This window comes from Telluria sp. Soil_C_11 (assembly GCF_057657395.1).
In genome coordinates this window covers 38,715-58,548 of sequence record NZ_JBDGIN010000025.1, presented here as the reverse complement: position 1 = coordinate 58,548, position 19,834 = coordinate 38,715, and the positions used below count along the sequence as shown (strand labels likewise).

Annotated in this window: 12 protein-coding genes; 3 read left to right on the top strand and 9 right to left on the bottom strand. The window is 65.6% G+C overall.

The annotated features are described in order from the left end of the window. The 3 genes from AC3A6M_RS23785 to AC3A6M_RS23775 form a co-directional block, all read right to left on the bottom strand. Nucleotides 1–2,530 (bottom strand): Ig-like domain-containing protein (locus AC3A6M_RS23785; protein WP_487855193.1); only part of this gene is annotated, 2,530 nt, incomplete at its 3' end. A 703-nt stretch (nucleotides 2,531–3,233) separates the two neighbouring features. Next, the gene (locus tag AC3A6M_RS23780; RefSeq protein ID WP_487855192.1) at nucleotides 3,234–3,599 is read right to left on the bottom strand and encodes a bleomycin resistance protein; all 366 of its coding nucleotides are present in this window, start codon (nucleotides 3,597–3,599) and stop codon (nucleotides 3,234–3,236) included. 106 nt (nucleotides 3,600–3,705) lie between these two features. After that, nucleotides 3,706–4,377: a substrate-binding periplasmic protein gene (locus tag AC3A6M_RS23775; RefSeq protein ID WP_487855191.1), complete on the bottom strand. Its 672-nt coding sequence runs from the start codon at nucleotides 4,375–4,377 to the stop codon at nucleotides 3,706–3,708. Between the two features lie 366 nt (nucleotides 4,378–4,743). Here AC3A6M_RS23775 and AC3A6M_RS23770 point away from each other — a divergent pair, with 366 nt between their 5' ends. After that, nucleotides 4,744–8,049 carry an MHYT domain-containing protein gene (locus AC3A6M_RS23770; RefSeq protein WP_487855190.1) on the top strand — a complete coding sequence of 1,102 codons (3,306 nt, stop codon included), beginning with the start codon at nucleotides 4,744–4,746 and terminating at the stop codon, nucleotides 8,047–8,049. Beyond that, nucleotides 8,046–9,056, top strand: coding sequence for a response regulator (locus AC3A6M_RS23765; RefSeq protein WP_487855189.1), 1,011 nt, complete (start codon nucleotides 8,046–8,048; stop codon nucleotides 9,054–9,056). Before AC3A6M_RS23770 ends, AC3A6M_RS23765 begins: the two co-directional genes overlap by 4 nt. A 66-nt stretch (nucleotides 9,057–9,122) precedes the next feature. On the opposite strand, the gene AC3A6M_RS23760 is transcribed toward AC3A6M_RS23765, so the two are convergent. The 5 genes from AC3A6M_RS23760 to AC3A6M_RS23740 form a co-directional block, all read right to left on the bottom strand. Beyond that, nucleotides 9,123–10,274 (bottom strand): glycosyltransferase family 4 protein, encoded by a 1,152-nt coding sequence (locus AC3A6M_RS23760; protein WP_487855188.1) that lies wholly within the window; start codon nucleotides 10,272–10,274, stop codon nucleotides 9,123–9,125. Nucleotides 10,275–10,283: 9 nt separating this feature from the next. Further along, entirely contained in the window at nucleotides 10,284–11,402 is a 1,119-nt protein-coding gene (locus tag AC3A6M_RS23755; RefSeq protein ID WP_487855187.1) for a glycosyltransferase family 4 protein, read from the bottom strand. Beyond that, entirely contained in the window at nucleotides 11,399–12,340 is a 942-nt protein-coding gene (locus tag AC3A6M_RS23750) for a GDP-mannose 4,6-dehydratase (protein ID WP_487855186.1), read from the bottom strand. Before AC3A6M_RS23750 ends, AC3A6M_RS23755 begins: the two co-directional genes overlap by 4 nt. A 1-nt stretch (nucleotide 12,341) precedes the next feature. Next, entirely contained in the window at nucleotides 12,342–13,385 is a 1,044-nt protein-coding gene (gmd, locus tag AC3A6M_RS23745) for a GDP-mannose 4,6-dehydratase (protein ID WP_487855185.1), read from the bottom strand. A 331-nt stretch (nucleotides 13,386–13,716) separates the two neighbouring features. Next, nucleotides 13,717–16,029, bottom strand: a complete 2,313-nt coding sequence (locus AC3A6M_RS23740) for an NADP-dependent malic enzyme (protein WP_487855184.1) — start codon at nucleotides 16,027–16,029, stop codon at nucleotides 13,717–13,719. A 156-nt stretch (nucleotides 16,030–16,185) separates the two neighbouring features. On the opposite strand from AC3A6M_RS23740, the gene thiL reads away from it, so the two are divergent. Then, nucleotides 16,186–17,157: a thiamine-phosphate kinase gene (thiL, locus tag AC3A6M_RS23735; protein ID WP_487855183.1), complete on the top strand. Its 972-nt coding sequence runs from the start codon at nucleotides 16,186–16,188 to the stop codon at nucleotides 17,155–17,157. A 92-nt stretch (nucleotides 17,158–17,249) separates the two neighbouring features. On the opposite strand, the gene AC3A6M_RS23730 is transcribed toward thiL, so the two are convergent. Further along, entirely contained in the window at nucleotides 17,250–19,826 is a 2,577-nt protein-coding gene (locus AC3A6M_RS23730; RefSeq protein ID WP_487855182.1) for an EAL domain-containing protein, read from the bottom strand. Nucleotides 19,827–19,834 lie beyond the last annotated feature (8 nt).

Here is a 19,834-nt window from a genome sequence, read left to right as displayed (position 1 = left end):
GGGTGAAGACCAGCTGGTTGTCCACCACACTGGTGGTTCCCTTGCCGTCCGGTGCCGCACCGGATACCAGCGTGAAGGCATGGCCGTCGTCCACATCGGTGTCATTGGCCAGCACGTCGATGGTCAATGCCTGGTTCTCGGTACCGGACGCGGTATCGGCAACCGCAACCGGTGCGTCATTGGTACCGGTGACAGTCACCACGACCGTGCTGGTCGAGGTGGCGCCCTGGTCGTCCTTCATCGTGTAGCTCAGCGTCACCTGTTCGGTGGCGCCTGCCTTCAGGTGGTCGAAGTCCGAGCCCGGAGTAAACACGAGCTGGTTGTTAGCGACGGTAACCGTGCCTTTGCTGGCGGGTGCGGCGCCGGACACCAGCGTGAAGACGTGGCCGTCATCTGCATCGGTATCGTTGGCCAGCACATCGATGGTCAAAACCTGGTTCTCGGTGCCCGAAGCGGTATCGGCAACGGCAACCGGTGCATCGTTGGTACCGGTGACGGTTACCACGACCGTGCTGGTCGAGGTAGCACCCTGGTCGTCCTTCATCGTGTAGCTGAGCGTCACCTGTTCGGTGGCGCCTGCCTTCAGATGGTCGAAGTCCGAACCCGGAGTGAACACGAGCTGGTTGTTGGCGACGGCAACCGTGCCTTTGCTGGCCGGCGCAGAGCCCGACACCAGCGTGAAGGTATGGCCGTCGTCCACATCGGTATCGTTGGCCAGCACATCGATGGTCAATGTCTGGTTCTCGGTACCCGCAGCGGTATCGGCGACGGCAACCGGTGCGTCATTGGTTCCGGTGACGGTCACCACGACCGTGCTGGTCGAGGTAACGCCCTGGTCGTCCTTCATCGTGTAGCTCAGCGTCACCTGTTCGGTGGCGCCAGCTTTTAGATGGTCGAAGTCCGAGCCCGGAGTGAACACGAGCTGGTTGTTGGCGACAGCAACCGTGCCTTTGCTGGCCGGCGCAGAGCCCGACACCAGCGTGAAGGCATGGCCGTCATCCACATCGGTATCGTTGGCCAGCACGTCGATGGTCAATGCCTGGTTCTCGGTGCCCGAAGCGGCATCGGCAACGGCGACCGGCGCATCGTTGGTACCGGTGACAGTCACCACGACCGTGCTGGTCGAAGTAGCGCCCTGGTCGTCCTTCATCGTGTAGCTGAGCGTCACCTGTTCGGTCGCGCCAGCCTTCAGGTGGTCGAAGTCCGAACCCGGAGTGAACACGAGCTGGTTGTTGGCGACGGCAACCGTGCCTTTGCTGGCCGGCGCGGAGCCGGACACCAGCGTGAAAGCGTGGCCGTCGTCCGCATCGGTATCATTGGCCAGCACATCGATGGTCAGCGTCTGGTTCTCGGTGCCGGATGCAGTATCGGCAACGGCGACCGGCCCATCGTTGGTGCCGTTGATGGTAAAGCTCACATCTTTGGTGGTGCCGTCGGCTGCGGTGACGGTAAACACATCGACCTTGCTGGCGTTCGCGCCCAGGTACTGGACCTTGCTGTTATCGACGCTGTAGGTATAGGTGCCGTCAGCCTTCAGCGTCAGCGTTCCGAGGTTGCCCTGGGCACTGACGACAGCGGTGTTGAAGTGATCTTCACCGGCGTCGGCATCTGAGATCGCGATCTTGCCGGTAGCAGTCAGCGCGCCGCTGCTGACACCGATGTCTTCCTTGACCTGGGTAACGTTTGCATCGCTGATCACCGCCTTGTCATTGGCGCCAGTGACGGTAATGACGACATTCTGAATGATGCTGCCGCCGTGGTTATCGGCGACGCTGACCTGGTAGGTGACCGTCAGCGTTTGACCTTTGCCGAGGAAGTCGAACGCCATGTCCTTGGCGCTGTAGTTCCACGCGACGGAACCAGAGCCCGAGCCCGTGCTGTCGCTTACCGTCAGCCCCAAGGTGCCGGCCGCCTTCAGTGCCGCGGTCTGGTCTGCGCTCAGCGTGCCGCCCGACCAATTAAAAACTGGCGCCGCAACGCTCGCCGTGTGGGTATCCGAGAAATCCACATCCGCGAAAGCGATCTTGCCGGACGCAGTGCCCAAAGCCGAGGAAGCCGTTTGCCCCGCCAGTTCAGTGATTGCCCCAGTCGCCGCTGTCCCGACAGAAACAATTTGTGGAACGTCATTGACGCCGATCACTACAATTACTGCCTTGGCCCAGCTCAGCGTACCGTTACCCAATCGAATCGCATAGATAAAGCTGTCTTCAGCCGTTTCGCCGGCCGCAAGCTTCTGGAATTCTGCAACGGTGCTCAAGTCATACGAGACCTTCCCGTCTGCGGTAATGGAGATTCGCGCTCCCTTGGCGCTGACATCCGAATTCCCGCCGATGGAGTCCTTGATCAACAAGTCCGTGGGCGCGATCGTGCCCGAAGACGTTGTTCCATCGTCGATCGAATAAAGCGTCTTCGCATTGCCTCCGAGGTCATTGGCCATCACGTTGAGAGTAATTAATCCCGTATCCTCATTGACCTTGAAAATGTCGTCCGTCGCTTGTGGAGTATTGTCGAAAGAATTCGTGGTGCCCAAGATGCTCTCCCCAGTTCCGGCCTAGCCCGGATAAAATCGATAAAATTTATATTTAATTACAAATGTAATTTCTATAAAACATTTCTCAGCAAATAGTCCGGACGAATTCACACCCGTCGTTCAATTTCTATGCCGAGAATGCATGGTAGTTTTTTATCTTTGTAGGCGTCATCCGACAGATGTACTGTTCTTCTAGTACAAATGTCTCATCTTCTGTAATGGACTAGTCGGCTTGTACTGCTTTAGATGGCGCTTTTTGCAAGCGTAGGCGGGACATTATTCGTGCGCTTTTCAGACATTGCGTAAAAGGCAAACATGAAAATCCCGATTGGATAATTTCACGATTGGAGATCGGGTCAGCACGGTGATTGATGTATTGACTGCTTCAGGCTGATGAAAGGCTGCGGCAATGCCAAAAGAAAAACGAATAACCCGGTTTCAGAAAACCTTGCCCGCACCTTTTCAAGGCATGGACGATGTTTTATAACTGGTGATTTACGGCCGATAGCCTGGCCATGAGAATGGGGCCGGTTTGCCGGTATTGATGGCTTTATGGCTTTATGGCTTTATGGATTTATGGCGCGCCCGACGTGTCGGCAGGCGGATGGTTGCTGGCGTAGCTGGACAACAATGGCGGAGACAGCCGGTCCGACGGCGCTTCCCGCACCGGCCCCGGCCACCGTTTGTCGGTATGACTTGTCTTTTACTCTTCGTTTTCCACGAAGGCGATACACACCCCGGATGGATCGATGATCGAGAACTCGCGCGTGCCCCACGGCTTGACGCCGAGCGCGCCGTTCGGATGCGTGCAGCCGGCCGCCTGGCAGCGCTCGTATAGCGCATCGACGCCGTCGACCACGATCCGCAGGCTGGTCTGGTCGGCCAGGTACTTGTCTTCATTGAAAAACAGGTTCAGCCAGGCCGAATCGCGCCCGACGATCGCGAACTTCGCCGGCTCGGCGTCGCGGTAGTCCAGCTCGAAGCCGAGCGCGTCGCGGTAGAAGCGGATCGCTTCTTCGACGTCACGGGCCGGGATCAGGGGAGAGACACGTAAAAAACGCGTGGACATCGGAAAACCTCCTGGACGGGGGCGCCGGGCGGGATGCCGGCGGGTGCCAAACGATACCCCGGAGTTATCGGAACGTCAACGAATCATGCCGCGTGCCGGCATGAATTCAGCGGTCGTGCGGAACGCCGTGGTCGTCGTAGCGGTGCAGGATGCGCTGCAGGGTGCCGTCGCGCTCCATCGCGGCGAACGCCGTTTCCATGCGTGCCGTCAGGGTATCCGGCACGGCGCGGTTGCAGGCGAGGTAGACGCGGATGCTGTTGAACACGAGCACCGGCACGATCTTGTCGGCATAGCCCATGCGGGCCACGGTGTCGCTGCCGCGGCGGATGCTGGCGGCCCACAGGTCGATCCGGTTCGCCATCAGCTTGCGTGGATTGATCAGGTCGTTCGGCGCGGGATCGACGTCGAAACCGCGTGCGCGCAGGTAGTGGTCGCGCGCATCGCCGTTATAGGTGCCGATGCGGTAGCGCCGCGCGTCGTCCAGGGTGTCCAGATGCAGGTGGCGGTCGGCGCGTCCCATCAGGACCCAGTCGGCCTCGCCGATCGGTCCGATCCACTTGAACAGGGCTTCGCGCTCGGGCGTGCGGGTGGTCGAAAACACGCAGGTGTCCGGGCGCTCGAGCGCCACGGTGTAGGCGCGCTTCCATGGCAGCAGTTCGATGGTGTGGTCGATCCGGGCGCGCACCATGATTTCGCGTACGGTATCGGCGCCAATGCCGACCACGCGCTTCCCTTCCAGCATGCTGTGCGGCGCCGCGGCCTCGGTGGTGAGATACAAGCGCGGTTCCGGCTGAGCCTGCGATGCGGCGTAGCCAGAGGCAAGCATTGCGGCAACAATCACGGTTTTGATTCGCATGGCGCACCCATTGCCAACGCCGCCAGCCGGCAGCGACCTGTGCACCTAGCATACCAGCAACATCGAACGCGCAGCAATCCATGACAACTAGACAATTTTCGTCAAATTGGTGGCGCTCACGCGACAATCCTCTCCATTTCTCACACCCTGTCTGCCCACGCGACAACATTTTCCTCTGAGAAAGTGACATACTTGCGTGCCAAATATTGAATCGATCGTCATTTTCATCATTTTATGCCGTTTTCATTGTTCACCATTCCTGATGACCCATCCCTGCTGAGTTACGGAATGTACACACCGGGGCTGGTGATCCTGTCGGTGCTGGTGGCGATCTTTGCTTCCTGGATGGCGTTGCTGATCGCCGGCCAGGCCGCCGTCAACCGCAGCCAGCGCTGGATCGTGCTCGGCACCGGCAGCCTGGCGCTGGGCACGGGCGTGTGGGCAATGCACTTCATCGGCATGCTGGCGTTCGACCTGTGCACCGACGTCGACTATGACCCGGTCGCCACCATCATCTCGGGCGTGCCGAGCATCGCCGCTTCCTTCGTCGCCCTGTGGCTGATCGCGCGCGAGCGCCTGGGCGGCTGGGGCCTGCTGGCGGGCGGCGTGGTGGTCGGCGCCGGCATCGGCGTGATGCACTATGCCGGCATGGCGGGCATGCGCATGGGTCTCGAACTGCGCTACGACCCGTGGATGTTCTCCCTGTCGATCGTGGTCGCGGTGGTGCTGGCGACGCTGGCGCTGTGGGTGCGTTTCGGCCTGTCCAGCCTGTCGCACCGCCTGAGCGCATCGCGGCGCCTGCTGCTGGCGGCCATCGTGATGGGCTTCGCCATCGCCGGCATGCACTACACCGGCATGGAAGCCGCCCGCTTCGTCGGCCGCGCCAGCCTGACCCCGCAAAAAGCGGCTTCGGACACCTTCCTGGCGCTGGCGATCAGCCTGATCACGGTCGCCTTCACCATCTTCGTGCTGGGCGCCAACGGCCTGCTGCGCTACCGCCAGCTGTTCCGCGAGCTGTCGCGCAGCGAAGCCTGGATGCGCGCCCTGCTGACCACCACGGTGGACGGCGTGGTCACCGTCGACCGCGACGGCACCATCCTCGAGTTCAACGCCTCGGCCGAGCGCATCTACGGCTGGCAGCGCGAAGAGATCGTCGGCCAGCATATCCGCCTCCTGATCGGCAACGAGGAAGCGTCCGCGCAGGAGGGCCTGCTGCGCGCGCTGGCGACCGGCGAGATCACGTCCGCCGCCAAGAGCGCCGACGTCACCGGCCGCCGCAAGGACGGCAGCATCGTGCCGATCCGCCGCGCGGTCGGGCATGCGCGCCTGGACGACAAGGACCTGTTCGTCTGCTTCATCACCGACATCACCGAGCGCCGCGCGATGGAACAGGCGCTGCGCGCCAGCGAGCAGCAGTTCCGCTCCCTGATCGGCAACATCCCCGGCATTTCCTACCGCAGCCTGCTGGAGGGCACGCAGCCGATGGTGTTCCTCAGCGACGCCGTCGAGCGCGTGACCGGCTATCCGGCGCGCGACTTCCTGGGCGAACACCCGCGCCGCCGCTTCGCCAACCAGATCCATGCCGCCGACCGCGTGCGGGTCTCGGAAGCGATCGCCGCGGCGCTACGCGACCACCGCCCCTACCTGGTCGAATACCGCCTGCTGCATGCCGACGGCGGCACCCGCTGGCTGTGGGAAAACGGCACCGGCGTGTGCAACGACGCCGGCCAGCCGCACTGGCTGGACGGCGTGATCCTGGACATCACCGAACGCCGCGAGATGGAAGACGCGCTGCGCCAAGCGAAGGAGCACGCCGAGCAGGCCGCCGCCGCGCGCGCCAGCTTCGTGGCGAACATGAGCCACGAGATCCGCACCCCGATGAATTCCATCCTCGGCTTCACCGACGTGCTGCTGGACGGCGAACTGGCGCCCGAACAGCGGCGCCACCTGGATACCATTCGCAGCGCCGGCCGCGCGCTGCTGCGCCTGCTCAACGAGATCCTCGACACCGCCAAGCTGGAGAAAGGCGCGGTCGAACTCGAACAGAACGACTACAACCTGCTGTCCCTGATCGACGAACTGTCGTCGACCCTGGCGGCAAACGCGCGCGCCAAGGGCCTGCACGTCGACGTCCACTACGATCCGGTTTTGCCGACCTGCCTGCGCGGCGACGAGCTGCGCGTGCGCCAGGTGCTGACCAACCTGCTCGACAACGCCATCAAGTTCACCGAAAAGGGCAGCGTCACCCTGCGCGCCGAGCTGCAGGGCGAGCACCTGCACTTCGAGGTGCGCGACACCGGCATCGGCATCGCGCCGGAACGCCTGCAGGCGATCTTCGACCCGTTCACCCAGGCCGACGCCTCGATGACGCGCCGCTTCGGCGGCACCGGCCTGGGCACCACCATCAGCAAGCAGCTGGTCGAGCTCATGGGGGGCAGGATCTGGGCCGAGAGCGAGCAAGGCAAGGGCACCGTGTTCCACGTGGTGCTGCCGCTGGTGCTGGCGCGCTTCGCGCCGCAGCAGCCGCGCGTACGCACCCCCGCCGCCCTGCCGCCGCTGCGCGTGCTGGTGGCCGACGACGTGCCGCAGAACCAGGAACTGCTGCAGCTGCTGCTGGCCCGCCGCGGCCACACCATGACCGCCGCCGCCGACGGCGCCGCGGTGGTCGAGCTGGCCGCGCGCGAACAGTTCGACGTGATCCTGATGGACTTCCAGATGCCGGTCATCGACGGCTTGAGCGCGACGCGCCTGATCCGCCAGCAGGCGGAAAGCGCCGGCCGTCCGCGCGTGCCGGTGATCGCGATGACCGCCAGCGTGCTGCCCGAGCACCGCCGCGCCAGCTTTGAAGCCGGCATGGACGGCTTCGCGTCGAAACCGATCGACTGGTTCGCGCTGTCGCACGAGATCGCGCGCGTGCTGGGCCTGGGCGGCCTGCATCCGGATCCGGAGCTGCCGGCCCAGGAACGCATGCCGCTCAACCGCCAGGCCGGCCTGCGCCGCTGGAGCAGCAAGGAAGACGCCTACCTGGAGGCGCTGGCGCATTTCGAGACCCAGCACGCCGGCATGGCGCTGCTGCTGTCGGCGCAGGCCGCGCAGGCCGACTACCGCGCCATGCGCATGCTGGCGCACCGAGTGCGCGGCGTTGCCGCCAACCTCGGCCTGGAACTGCTGGCCGACGCGCTCGGCAAGCTCGAAGCCCTGGTCGACGGCGACAGCGGCAAGCTCTATCCGGGCCTGGAGGAAACCCTGCAGGAAGCGCTGGTCCAGCTGCGCGCGCTGCTCGACGACGCGCTGGCCGAGATCCGCGCGGCGCAGCCGGCGCCCGCCGCCTCGCCGGCCCAGGCCGTGCATCCGGGCGCCGACCTGGAACGCGCCCGGCGCGCCGGCAAGGTCCTGCGCGATGCCTTGCGCCGCGGCGGGCTGGACGACGCCGCCTCGGCCGGCCTGGCGGCCGCGCTGGCCGGCCATCCGCTGGCCACGCGCGCAGCCCAGGTGCACGCGGCGATTGCCGATTTTGATTTTGAACTGGCCCTGCAACAGCTCGACGCCGTGCTGGGCGCCATCGATGACATGGCACAGGAGACGACCGAATGAGCACCGTCAACCTTCCGCTGATCCTTGCGGTCGACGACGAAGCAAGCAACCTGCAACTGCTGCGCCAGATCCTGCAGGACCACTACCGCCTGCGCTTTGCCAAGGACGGCCAGCGCGCGCTCGAACTGGTGCGCGAGGAATGCCCCGACCTGGTCCTGCTCGACGTGATGATGCCGGGCATGAGCGGCTACGAAGTCTGCGCCGCCCTCAAGGCCGATCCGCGCACGGCGGCCGTCCCGGTGATCTTCGTGACCGCGCTGACCGATACCGATGACGAAGTGGAAGGCTTCGAAGCCGGCGCGGTCGACTACATCACCAAGCCGGTCAGCCCGCCGATCGTGCGTGCGCGCGTGCGCACCCACCTGTCGCTGGTGCGCATGGAAGAGCTGCGCGCGACGCGCCTGGAGATCGTCCAGCGGCTCGGCCTGGCGGCGGAGTACAAGGACAACGAGACCGGCCTGCACGTGATCCGCATGAGCCACTTCGCGCGCATCCTCGGCCTGGCGGCCGGCATGACCGAAACGGAAGCGGACGACCTGCTGCACGCGGCGCCGATGCACGACGTCGGCAAGATCGGCATCCCCGACCGCATCCTGCAAAAGCCCGCCCCGCTCGACCCGGACGAATGGAAGATCATGCAGAGCCACGCCACGATCGGCGCCGAAATCATCGGCGAGCACCCCGGCGGCATGCTGGCGCTGGCGCGCAACATCGCCCTCACCCACCACGAGAAATGGGATGGCAGCGGCTATCCGAACGGCCTGGCCGGCGAGCAGATTCCGCTGGAAGGCCGGATCACCGCGATCGCCGACGTGTTCGACGCCCTGACGTCGGTGCGCCCGTACAAGCAGGCCTGGAGCGAAGAGGAAGCGCTCGCATTCCTGGTCGAGCAGAAGGGCAAGCATTTCGATCCGGCCCTGGTCGACCTGTTCGTCACGCAGATGCCGGCGATCCGGGCGATCCGGCAGCGCTGGGCGGAGGATGAACAGCAGTTGAAGGCGGCCTGATTCGGCCGTCGTTCCCGCGCCTTTCCTCCGTCGTTCCCGCCTCCGCGGGGACGACGGTGGCGGTGTTCACCCCAGCCGCGCCGCCGGCGTCAGCCCCACCTGCTCGCGCCGCGCCACCAGCTCCTGGTACAGGCTGGCATAACCGTCGGCCATCTGCTCGGAGGTGAACAGCTGCCAGTACCTGGCCTCGGCGCGGCGGCCCATCTCCCGGGCCAGTTGCGGATCGTCCCACAGCGTGCGCATGGCCGCGCGCAGGGCTTCGTGGTCGGACGGCGGGACCACCAGGCCGGTCTGCTGGTGGACGTTGATGTAGGTGGTGCCGGTGCCGATCTCGCTCGAGATCATGGGCTTGCCGAACATCGCGCCTTCCAGCAGCGAGATGCCGAAGGCTTCCGAGCGCAGGTGCGAGGGGAAGGCCACCGCGTAGCACAGCTTGAGCAGCGCGACCTTGTCCAGCTCATCGACCTTACCGACGAACATCACGTTTTTCAGGCCGAGGCGCTCGGCATGGGCCTTCAGCTCCTGCTCGATCGGGCCGGCGCCGACGATCACCACCGGATAATCGGTGCCCGCCACCGCGTCCAGCAGGATGTGCAGGCCCTTGTAGTAGCGCAGCACGCCGACGAACAGGAAGAACTTCGGCCCCACCCTGGCGCGCCAGTGGTCCAGGCGCGCCTGGTCCGGCTCCGGATAGCTGGATTTGTCGAGGCCGAAGGTGATCACGCGGGTCTTGTCGCGGTAGCGGTCCAGCACGGTGGACGAGCCCAGGTAGTTCGGCGAGGTCGCCACGATCGCATCGACGCTCTGCAGGAAGCGGTGCTGCAGCGGCTGGTACAGGCGCAGCAGGGCCTTCTGGCGCACGATGTCGGAATGGTAGGTCACCACGCTGGGCTTGTTCACGCGCGCCAGGAAGTGGGCCAGGTCCATGAAGGGCCAGGGAAAGTGGTAATGCACGACGTCGGCGTCCGCCGCCATGCGCGCCAGCCGGGTAACGGCCTGCACCGACACCGCGTTCGAGGCCAGCTCGAAGTTCTGCGGCACCCGGTGCACCATGTGCCCTTCGAATTCGAATGGCTGGAGATCGGTCTTGCGCGACAGCGACAGCACCTGGTTGCTCACCCCCAGCCGCCCGGTCCCGACGCACATCTGGCGGATGACCTGCTCGACCCCACCCACCGAATCGGGATAATAGGTCTTGTAGAAGTGAAGAATACGCATGGCTAAGCTTCAAATGAGTGAACGGTAGACGGCGGCGGTCTGGCGCGCCGTCGCGTTCCAGGTCAGCTGGGCCGCACGCGCGCGCCCGGCAGTGATGCAGCGGGCCCGCAGCGCCGGCTCGCGCACCAGGGCCAGCATGGCCGCCTGGATGGCGCCGGCGTCGAGTGGATCGACTTCCAGCGCCGCACCGGCCGACACCTCGGGCAGCGAGGTCAGGTTCGAGGACACCACCGGCACCCCCGCCGCGAACGCCTCGACCACGGGGATCCCGAAGCCCTCGTACAGCGAAGGAAACACGAACACGCCGGCGCCGGCATACACATGGCGCAGCTGGCCGCTGTCGGTCAGGCGGTTCAGCCAGATCACCCCGGCGCCATCCTGCCTTGCCGCGGCGATCCGGCGCAGCAGCTCGTCCGAGCGGGCGCCGGCGTTGCCGACGATGACCAGCTGGCGCTCGTCGCGCACCGCCTTCGGCAGCGCCAGGTAGGCGTCCAGCAGGCGCTCGACGTTCTTGCGCGGCTGCAGCGTGCCGACGAACAGGAAATAGCCCGGCCGCAGCCCGCAAGCATCGAGCGTGGCCGCGACCTCGCTCGCATCCGCCGGCTCCAGCCATTCCTCGTCGACCCCGTTCGGCACCACCGAGATGCGGCGCTCGTCGACGCCGAAGCACTCGACCAGTTCCTCGATCGCATAGTGCGAGACGGCGATCACGTGGTCGGCCTTTTGCGCCGCCTTGCGCTGCAGCCAGTTCTTCAGCCCGCGCAGGCGCGGATTGCACCACTCCGGGTGCTTGATCGGGAGTGCGTCGTGCAGGGTCGCCACCACCGGGCAATCCATCCGCACCGCGCGGTAGTCGGTGACATGGAACACGTCGAGCGGCATGTGCATGCGGTGCGCGGAAGGCGTCAGCAGGTCGACCACGGTGGCGCGCCCGAAGGATTGCGGCAGCGCCCGGCCCACGCTCGGCGGCGTCTTGCCGCTCGGCCAGGAGAACGGCGCCACCTCGCAACCGGCATCCGGCAGGTGGCGCAGCAGCGCCCGGGTGACAACCCCGATGCCGTCCAGCCGTCCGCCATTGAAACCCGGTTCGATCATGGTCGTCCCCAGGCCGACGCGCACTCCACTCACGCCGTGTACATCCAGCGCAGCGTCTCGGGCAGCGGAGTCGGTTCGATCTTGCCGATGACCCCGGCCAGTTTGGCGTTGCTGCCGGTGAGCGTGAGCACCTCGTTGGCGCGCACGAAAGCCGGATTGACGTGCACTTCGATACGGTAGCCGGCGATGTCGCTCATGATGTCGATCAGGCTTTCCAGCGAATGCGGCTGGCCCGAGCAGACGTTGAAGGCTTCGCCGCTTGGCGCGGCCGCCAGCAGGCGGCGGTAGCTCTTCGCCACCATGCGCACGTCGGAAAAGTCGCGCGCGATCGCCAGGTTGCCCAGCTCGATGCGGCGCGCCTCCTTGCGGAAGTGCGACACGATCTTCGGCAGCAGGAAGTTCTCGGCCTGGCCCACGCCGGTGTAGTTGAACGGGCGCGCGATCGTGATCGGCAGCCTGTCCATCCACAGGCGCGCCATGTACTCCATCGCCAGCTTGCTGACCGCGTAGTCGTTGGCCGGGTTGGGAGGCACGTCCTCGTCGATGACGGGAACGTCGGCGTTGCCGTAGATGTTGGCGGAAGACGCCAGCAGCACGCTGGACGGCTTGTGCGAGCCGGCCGCCAGCGCTTCCAGCAGGTTGCGGGTGCCGACCACGTTGACGCGGTACATCTGGTCGGCATCGTTGTGCGCCACGAAGGCGATGGCGGCCAGGTGCACCACCACGTCCGGCCGCACCTGTTCGACCGCCGCGGCGACCGAGGCGCGGTCGAGCAGGTCGACCGCGAAGATGTCCGGACCGGTCGGCTCGCCCGGCAGCACGGTGCCGTGGACGTGGTAGCCGGCCGCGCTCAGCTCGCGCGCCATGTAGTAGCCGGTGAAGCCGCGCAGCCCGGTGATCAGGGCGCGCTTGCCCTCGCCTTCGCGCGGTTCGGCCACACCGATGATCTCTTCCGTGACCATACGGTTCATGTCAGAACGAGAAGCCCAGTTCGTTGCGGCGCAGGTCGGCGTCGACCATCATCTGGCACAGCTGCTCCAGCGTGGTGTTGGCCTGCCAGCCGAGTTCGCGCTGGGCCTTGGCCGGATCGCCGATCAGGAGGTCGACCTCGGCCGGACGGTAGAACTTCGGCGACACGCGCACCAGCAGCTTGCCGGTACGGCCGCAGTGGCCGGTCTCGCCCTCGCCCTGGCCCTTCCATTCGATGGCGATGCCGGCGCCTCGGAAGGCCATGGTCACGAAGTCGCGCACGGTCTCGGTGCGGTTGGTCGCCAGCACGTAGGTATCCGGCTGGTCGACCTGCAGCATGCGCCACATGCCTTCCACGTATTCGCGCGCATAGCCCCAGTCGCGCTTGGCGTCCAGGTTGCCCAGCTCGAGCAGGTCGAGCTTGTTGAGCACGATCTTGGCGACCGAGTCGGTGATCTTGCGGGTCACGAATTCGCGGCCGCGCAGCGGCGACTCGTGGTTGAACAGGATGCCGGAGCTGCCGAAGATGCCGTAGGACTCGCGGTAGTTGACCGTCATCCAGTGCGCATACAGCTTGGCCACGCCATAGGGGCTGCGCGGGTAGAACGGGGTGCTCTCGATCTGCGGCACGGCCTGGACCTTGCCGAACATCTCGGAGGTCGATGCCTGGTAGAAGCGCGCCTTCGGATTGACGATGCGGATCGCTTCCAGCAGGTTGACCGCGCCCAGGCCGGTGATCGAAGCGGTCGTGACCGGCTGTTCGAACGAGACGCCGACGAAGCTTTGCGCCGCCAGGTTGTAGACCTCGTCCGGGCGGGCGGATTCGATCAGGCGGATGCTGGAGGACAGGTCGGTCAGGTCATACTCGACCAGCGACAGGTTCGGGTGGTGCTCGATGCCCAGTTCCGCGATGCGCCAGAAATTGACCGAGCTGGAGCGGCGGAAGGTGCCGGTAACGTGATAACCCTTTTCCAGGAGCAGCTGCGCGAGATAGGCGCCATCCTGGCCCGTGATGCCGGTGATTATGGCTCTTTTGGTTGTATGCATGTTCTAGATATTTTTTAGTGCTGATCGAGGAGGCCGCCGCGGTCCGGCGGCTGGCGTCAGAGAGAATCCGGACCAGATGACTCCAACATCCCCGGATTGTAACAGAGCCAATCTTTACACCCTTGCACTGAAGAAATCGTGCAAAATAAACAACAGATGCTTGACTATTATCACCCGAAACAGCTAAACAACGTCGCGTGATTACGGATTGTTACGTCTGCCTCAAGGATTATTACAAGTTCTCGAAATGTAGGGAACTTCTACATTTTGACGACAACCAGAATGAAAAAAGGCCGCAAGCGGCCTTTTCTGATCACGTCGAATTGTTACATCAGCGTGCGGAAACGGCGTCGACAACACACAACGCCGTCATGTTGACGATCCGGCGCACGGTCGCCGACGGCGTCAGGATGTGCACAGGACGCGCGCAGCCCAGCAGCACCGGACCGACCGCGATGCCGTTGCCGGCGGCCGTCTTGACCAGGTTGTAGGCGATGTTGGCGGCGTCGATGTTCGGCATCACCACCAGGTTGGCGTCGCCCTTCAGCGTCGATTGCGGCATGATCTTGGCGCGCAGCTTCGAATCCAGCGCGGCGTCGCCGTGCATCTCGCCGTCGACTTCCAGGTTCGGGACCTTCTGCTGCACCAGGGCCAGCGCGGCGCGCATCTTCTGCGCCGACTCGCTGTTCGAGGTGCCGAAGTTCGAATGCGACAGCAGCGCCGCACGCGGCGTGATGCCGAAGCGTTCCAGTTCCTCGGCCGCCATGATCGTGATCTCGGCCAGCTCTTCCGCGGTCGGGTTCTCGTTGACGTGGGTGTCGACCATCGCCAGCTGGCGCTCTTCGGTGATGACGAAGTTCATCGCCGCATAGACATTGCTGCCGGGGCGCTTGCCCAGCACCTTGTCGATGAACTCCAGGTGGGCGTGGGTGGTGCCGTAGGTGCCGCAGATCATGCCGTCGGCGTCGCCCTTGTGGATCATCATCGCGCCGATCAGGGTATGGCGGCGGCGCATCGCCAGCTTGGCCATGTCCGCGGTCACGCCCTTGCGCATCACCATCTGGTGGTAGGTCTGCCAGTAGTCGCGGTAGCGCTCGTCCCAGTCGGGATTGATGACGTCGAAATGCTCGCCCAGTTTCAGGCGCAGGCCGAACTTCTCGATGCGCTTTTCCAGCACCGCCGGACGGCCGACCAGGATCGGGCGCGCCAGCTTCTCGTCGACCACCACCTGCACCGCGCGCAGCACGCGCTCGTCCTCGCCTTCGGCGTAGACGATGCGCTTGAGTTCGGGCGGGGTGCTCTTGGCGATCTGGAACAGCGGCTTCATGAACGAGCCGCTGCGGTACACGAACTGCTGCAGGCTCTCGGCGTAGGCGGCCAGGTCCTGGATCGGACGGGTGGCGACGCCGCCGTCCATCGCGGCCTTCGCCACCGCCGGTGCGATGTGGGTCAGCAGGCGCGGATCGAACGGCATCGGGATCAGGTATTCCGGGCCGAACGACAGGTTCGAGATGCCATAGGTCGTGGCCACCACGTCCGACTGCTCGGCGTGGGCCAGTTCGGCGATCGCATGCACCACCGCGATTTCCATTTCACGGGTGATGGTGGTCGCGCCGCAGTCCAGCGCGCCGCGGAAGATGTACGGGAAGCACAGGACGTTGTTGACCTGGTTCGGGTAGTCCGAGCGGCCGGTCGCGATGATCACGTCGCTGCGCACCGCCTTCGCGTCTTCCGGCAGGATTTCCGGGTTCGGGTTGGCCAGCGCCAGGATCAGCGGGTTCGGCGCCATCTGCGCCACCATCTCGGGCTTGAGCACGCCGCCGGCGGACAGGCCCAGGAAGATGTCGGCGCCGGGAATGACCTCGGCCAGCGAGCGGTGCGGGGTGTCCTGGGCGAAGCGTTCCTTGTCCGGGTCCATCAGCTCAGTGCGGCCCTTGTAGACCACGCCGGCCAGGTCGGTAACATAGATGTTCTCGATCGGGAAGCCGAGGTCGACGATCAGGTCGAGGCAGGCCAGCGCCGCCGCGCCCGCGCCGGACACCACCAGCTTGCAGTTCCTGATGTCCTTGTTGACGACTTTCAGGCCGTTCAGGATGGCCGCGCCGACGATGATCGCGGTGCCGTGCTGGTCGTCGTGGAAGACCGGGATCTTCATCCGTTCGCGCAGCTTGCGCTCGATGTAGAAGCACTCCGGCGCCTTGATGTCTTCCAGGTTCACGCCGCCAAAGGTGGGCTCGAGCGCCGCGATCACGTCGATCAGCTTGTCCGGGTCGTTCTCGGCGACCTCGATGTCGAAGACGTCGATGCCGGCGAACTTCTTGAACAGCACGCCCTTGCCTTCCATGACCGGCTTCGAGGCCAGCGGGCCGATATTGCCCAGGCCGAGGACGGCGGTGCCGTTCGAGATGACGGCGACCAGGTTGCCGCGCGCCGTGTACTTGAACGAGTTGGCAGGGTCCTTGACGATCTCTTCGCAGGGCGCTGCCACGCCCGGCGAATAGGCCAGCGCCAGGTCGCGCTGGTTCAGCACGGACTTGGTCGGCGTGACGGCGATCTTGCCGGGACGGGGAATCTGGTGGTATTCGAGCGCTGCAGCACGCAGTTGTTGGCGTAGTTCTTCTTTTTTATCGATTGACGAATCCATGCTTTGGAGGCCTTCCTGTGCTGACGGGGGGCTTGTGATTTTAGCAGAGGGAACCCTCTAATCGTGTACGTATTTTTACCAACAGCATTTCCAAAAAGTTGTACGTACAGGTTTTCGGCGCCGTCCGGGCCATCGCGGCGGATTACAATCCGCCCCATGCTCTCCGAATTCGACCTCATCAAGCAGTATTTCACCCGCTCCCGCCGCGACGCTTCCGGCCGCACCGTGCTCGGCGTCGGCGACGATTGCGCGCTGCTGGCGCCCACCCCCGGCCTGCAGCTGGCCGTCTCGTCCGACATGCTGGTCGAGGGCCGCCACTTCCTGGCCGGCGCCGATCCGTTCGACCTCGGCCACAAGTCGCTGGCCGTGAACCTGTCCGACCTGGCGGCGATGGGCGCGGCGCCGCTCGGCTTCACGCTGGCCCTGGCCCTGCCCGCCGCCGATCCCGCCTGGCTGGACGGATTTTCGCGCGGCCTGTTCGCGCTGGCCGATGCCCACGGCTGCGAGCTGGTGGGCGGCGACACCACCAAGGGGCCGCTGAACATCTGCATCACCGTCTTCGGCGAACTGGCGCCCGGCACGGCGCTGCGGCGCGATGCGGCCCGTCCCGACGACGACATCTGGATCTCCGGCACCCTGGGCGATGCGCGCCTGGCCCTGGCCGGCTGCCTGGGCGAGATGGCCCTGCTCGATGCGGACCGGGATCTGGCCGCGCCGCGCCTGCACGCGCCCACCCCGCGCGTGGCCCTCGGCCGGCTGCTGGCCGAGGGGCGGCTGGCGCATGCGGCGCTGGACATCTCCGACGGCCTGGTCGGCGACCTGGGCCACATCCTGGCGGCCTCGCAGGTCGGCGCCGTGCTGGACGCCGACGCGCTGCCGGCCGGCCCGGGACTGGCGCGCCAGTCCCGGGAACTGCGGCGGCGCTTCACGGCGGCCGGCGGCGACGACTACGAACTGTGCTTCACGGCGCCGGCGGCGAACCGCGAGGCGATCCTGGCGGCGGGCGCCCGGTGCGGCACGGCGGTGACGCGGGTGGGGCGGATCGAGGCCGAGGCAGGGTTGCGGTTCATCGATGCGGATGGGGCGCCGCTGTCGTTGCAGCTGCACGGTTGGGATCATTTCACGTAACGCACACCTCACGCGTGGGCACGGGGTGCCCACCCTACCGTCGGGGATGTATTACGTAGGGTGGGCTCCCCGAGCCCACGCATGCGGTTTCGTCAAGCCACCCGCTCATCACGCGGGGTCTTGCGGTCGTCGTACGGCCCGTGCGTCAGCCAGTACTGGCGGAATGCCAGTCGCACGTTGTCGCGCAGTTCGTTGTCGTCCCATGGCTTGGTGTAGAAGCGGTAGATGGCGCCGCGGTTGATCGAATCGAGCACCGCCTCCACGCCGGTGTAGCCGGACAGGATGATGCGGATGGTGTCCGGGTACATCTCCTTCACCTTGCTCAGGAATTCGGTGCCGCTCATCGCCGGCATGCGCTGGTCGCACAGGATCACCTGCACCCGGTACAGCGCCAGCAGCTCGAAGCCTTCGGCCGGCGTGGCCGCCGTCAGCACCCGGTAGCTGTCGCGCCGGAACAGGCGGTGCAGGCTTGCCAGCACGTTGACGTCGTCGTCCACCACCAGCAGGGTCTGGACATTGCGGTCGTCCGCCGCCGGCCGGCTGGGCTGGGCGCGGTTTTCCAGCACCAGCTTGCCCAGCTCCTCGGGCGGCAGGGCCCGCGAAAAATGGAAGCCCTGGATCTCGTCGCAGAAATGGCGGCGCAGCAGGGCCATCTGGGCGCGCGACTCCACCCCTTCGGCGATCACCTGCATGTGCAGGCTGTGCGCCATGCTGATGATGGCCAGCGCGATCGCGGCGTCGTCCGGATTGGTCGTGATGTCGCGCACGAAGGCGATGTCGATCTTCAGCTTGTCGATCGGGAAGCGCTTCAGGTAGGCCAGGCTCGAATACCCGGTGCCGAAGTCGTCGATCGCGATGCGGATGCCCATGGCCTTGAGGCGCTCCAGCACCTGGACCGTGTGCTCGAAATTCGACATCAGCGCGCTCTCGGTCAGCTCCAGTTCCAGCAGGCCGGGGTCGACCTTGTGCTTCTGCAGCGCGGCGCGGATATCGCCCTCGATGTCGCCCTCGACGAACTGGCGGTTGGAGACGTTCACCGCCACCCGCACGTCGCGCACGCCCTGCCTGTTCCAGGCGGCGATCTGGCGACAGGTCTCGTCGACGATCCAGGCGCCGACCCGCACCACCATCCCGGTGTCTTCCATGACCGGCACGAACTCGGCCGGGTAGACCAGGCCGAAGCCGGGGCGGCGCCAGCGCAGCAGGGCCTCGACGCCGCTGACCCTTCCGGTATTCAGGTCGAGCTTGGGCTGGTAATGCAGTTCGAACTGCTCGCCGTCGATGGCGCTGCGCAGCGCCAGTTCGAGGTCCAGCCGCGCCAGCACCTGCACGTTCATGCCGGCCGTGAAGAAGCGGTAGCCGTCGCGTCCGGCCTCGCGGGCGCGCACCATCGCCACGTCGGCGTACTTGACCAGGGTGCCGGGATCGCGGGCGTCGTCCGGATACATGGCGATGCCGATGCTGGCCGTCAGCGCCGCCTGTTGGCCGTGCAGGTCGAACGGCGCGCGCAGCGCTTCGCGCACTTCGTTGGCGACGCTGGCCGCCTCCTCTTCCTTCTGCTCGGGGCTGGTGGTGAGGATCAGCGCGAACTCGTCGCCGCCCAGGCGCCCGATGGTGTCGCGCAGGCGCACGCAGCGCACCAGGCGCGTGCTGAACTGGCGCAGCAGTTCGTCGCCCAGCGCCGGGCCGAGCGAGTCGTTGATAACCTTGAAGCGGTCGAGGGTGATGAACAGCACCGCGATGCGCCAGTTCTTGTCCTGGGCCAGCTCGATGGCGTCGCGCAGGGTCTGGAAGAACAGGGTGCGGTTCGGCAGGCCGGTCAGGCTGTCGTAGTTCGACATGTGCTTCAGGCGCTGGGCCGCATGCAGGCGCTCGCTGATGTCGCGCGCCACCGCGATCAGCATGCGCATCTGGTCGAGCTGCTGCAGCTGCCAGCTGATCTCGACCGGCACCGCGCCCTGCCCGTCGGCGCGCAGCAGTTCGGTCTCGACGATGTCGTGCTCGCGCGGCGTGGCGTCGTCGTCGGTGTAGCGTTCGAGCTGGGCGCGCTCGGCCAGGCCCAGCGCCACCGGGTCGATGCGCAGCAGCGCCTCGCGCGAAAAGCCCAGCATGCGGCAGGCGCCGTCGCTCACGTCGAGCATCGCCATGTTGCGCGCGTCGACCAGGAAGATGGCGTCGGTGGTGGCGTCCATCGCGCCGCGGAAGCGCTGCAGTTCGGCGGTGCGCTCCCGCACCTTGCGCTCCATGCGCGCGCCGTGCTCGATCGACTCCTTGTGGAACAGCCGCACCTCGAGCAGGTTGCGGATGCGGGTCAGCACCTCGACCGTGTCGAAGGGCTTGCCGATGAAGTCGCGCGCCCCGGCCTCGAGCGCGGCCAGCTTCTTGTCCGGTTCGGCCGTCACCACCAGCACCGGCAGCCAGGACTCGCGCTCCATCGGCTTGAGCGCCTCCATCACCTGGAAGCCGTCCATGTGCGGCATCTGCAGGTCGAGGATGATCAGGTCGAAGCTGTGCTGCAGGTGCAGCGTCGCCACCTGGCGCGGGTCGGTGGTGCTGGACACCTGCTCGTAGCCGCTGGTACTGAGCAGGAATTCGAGCAGCTGCACGTTCACCGGTTCGTCGTCGACGATCAGGATGCGCGCGCGCCGGATATCCGCGGGCGAAATCATTGAGCTAA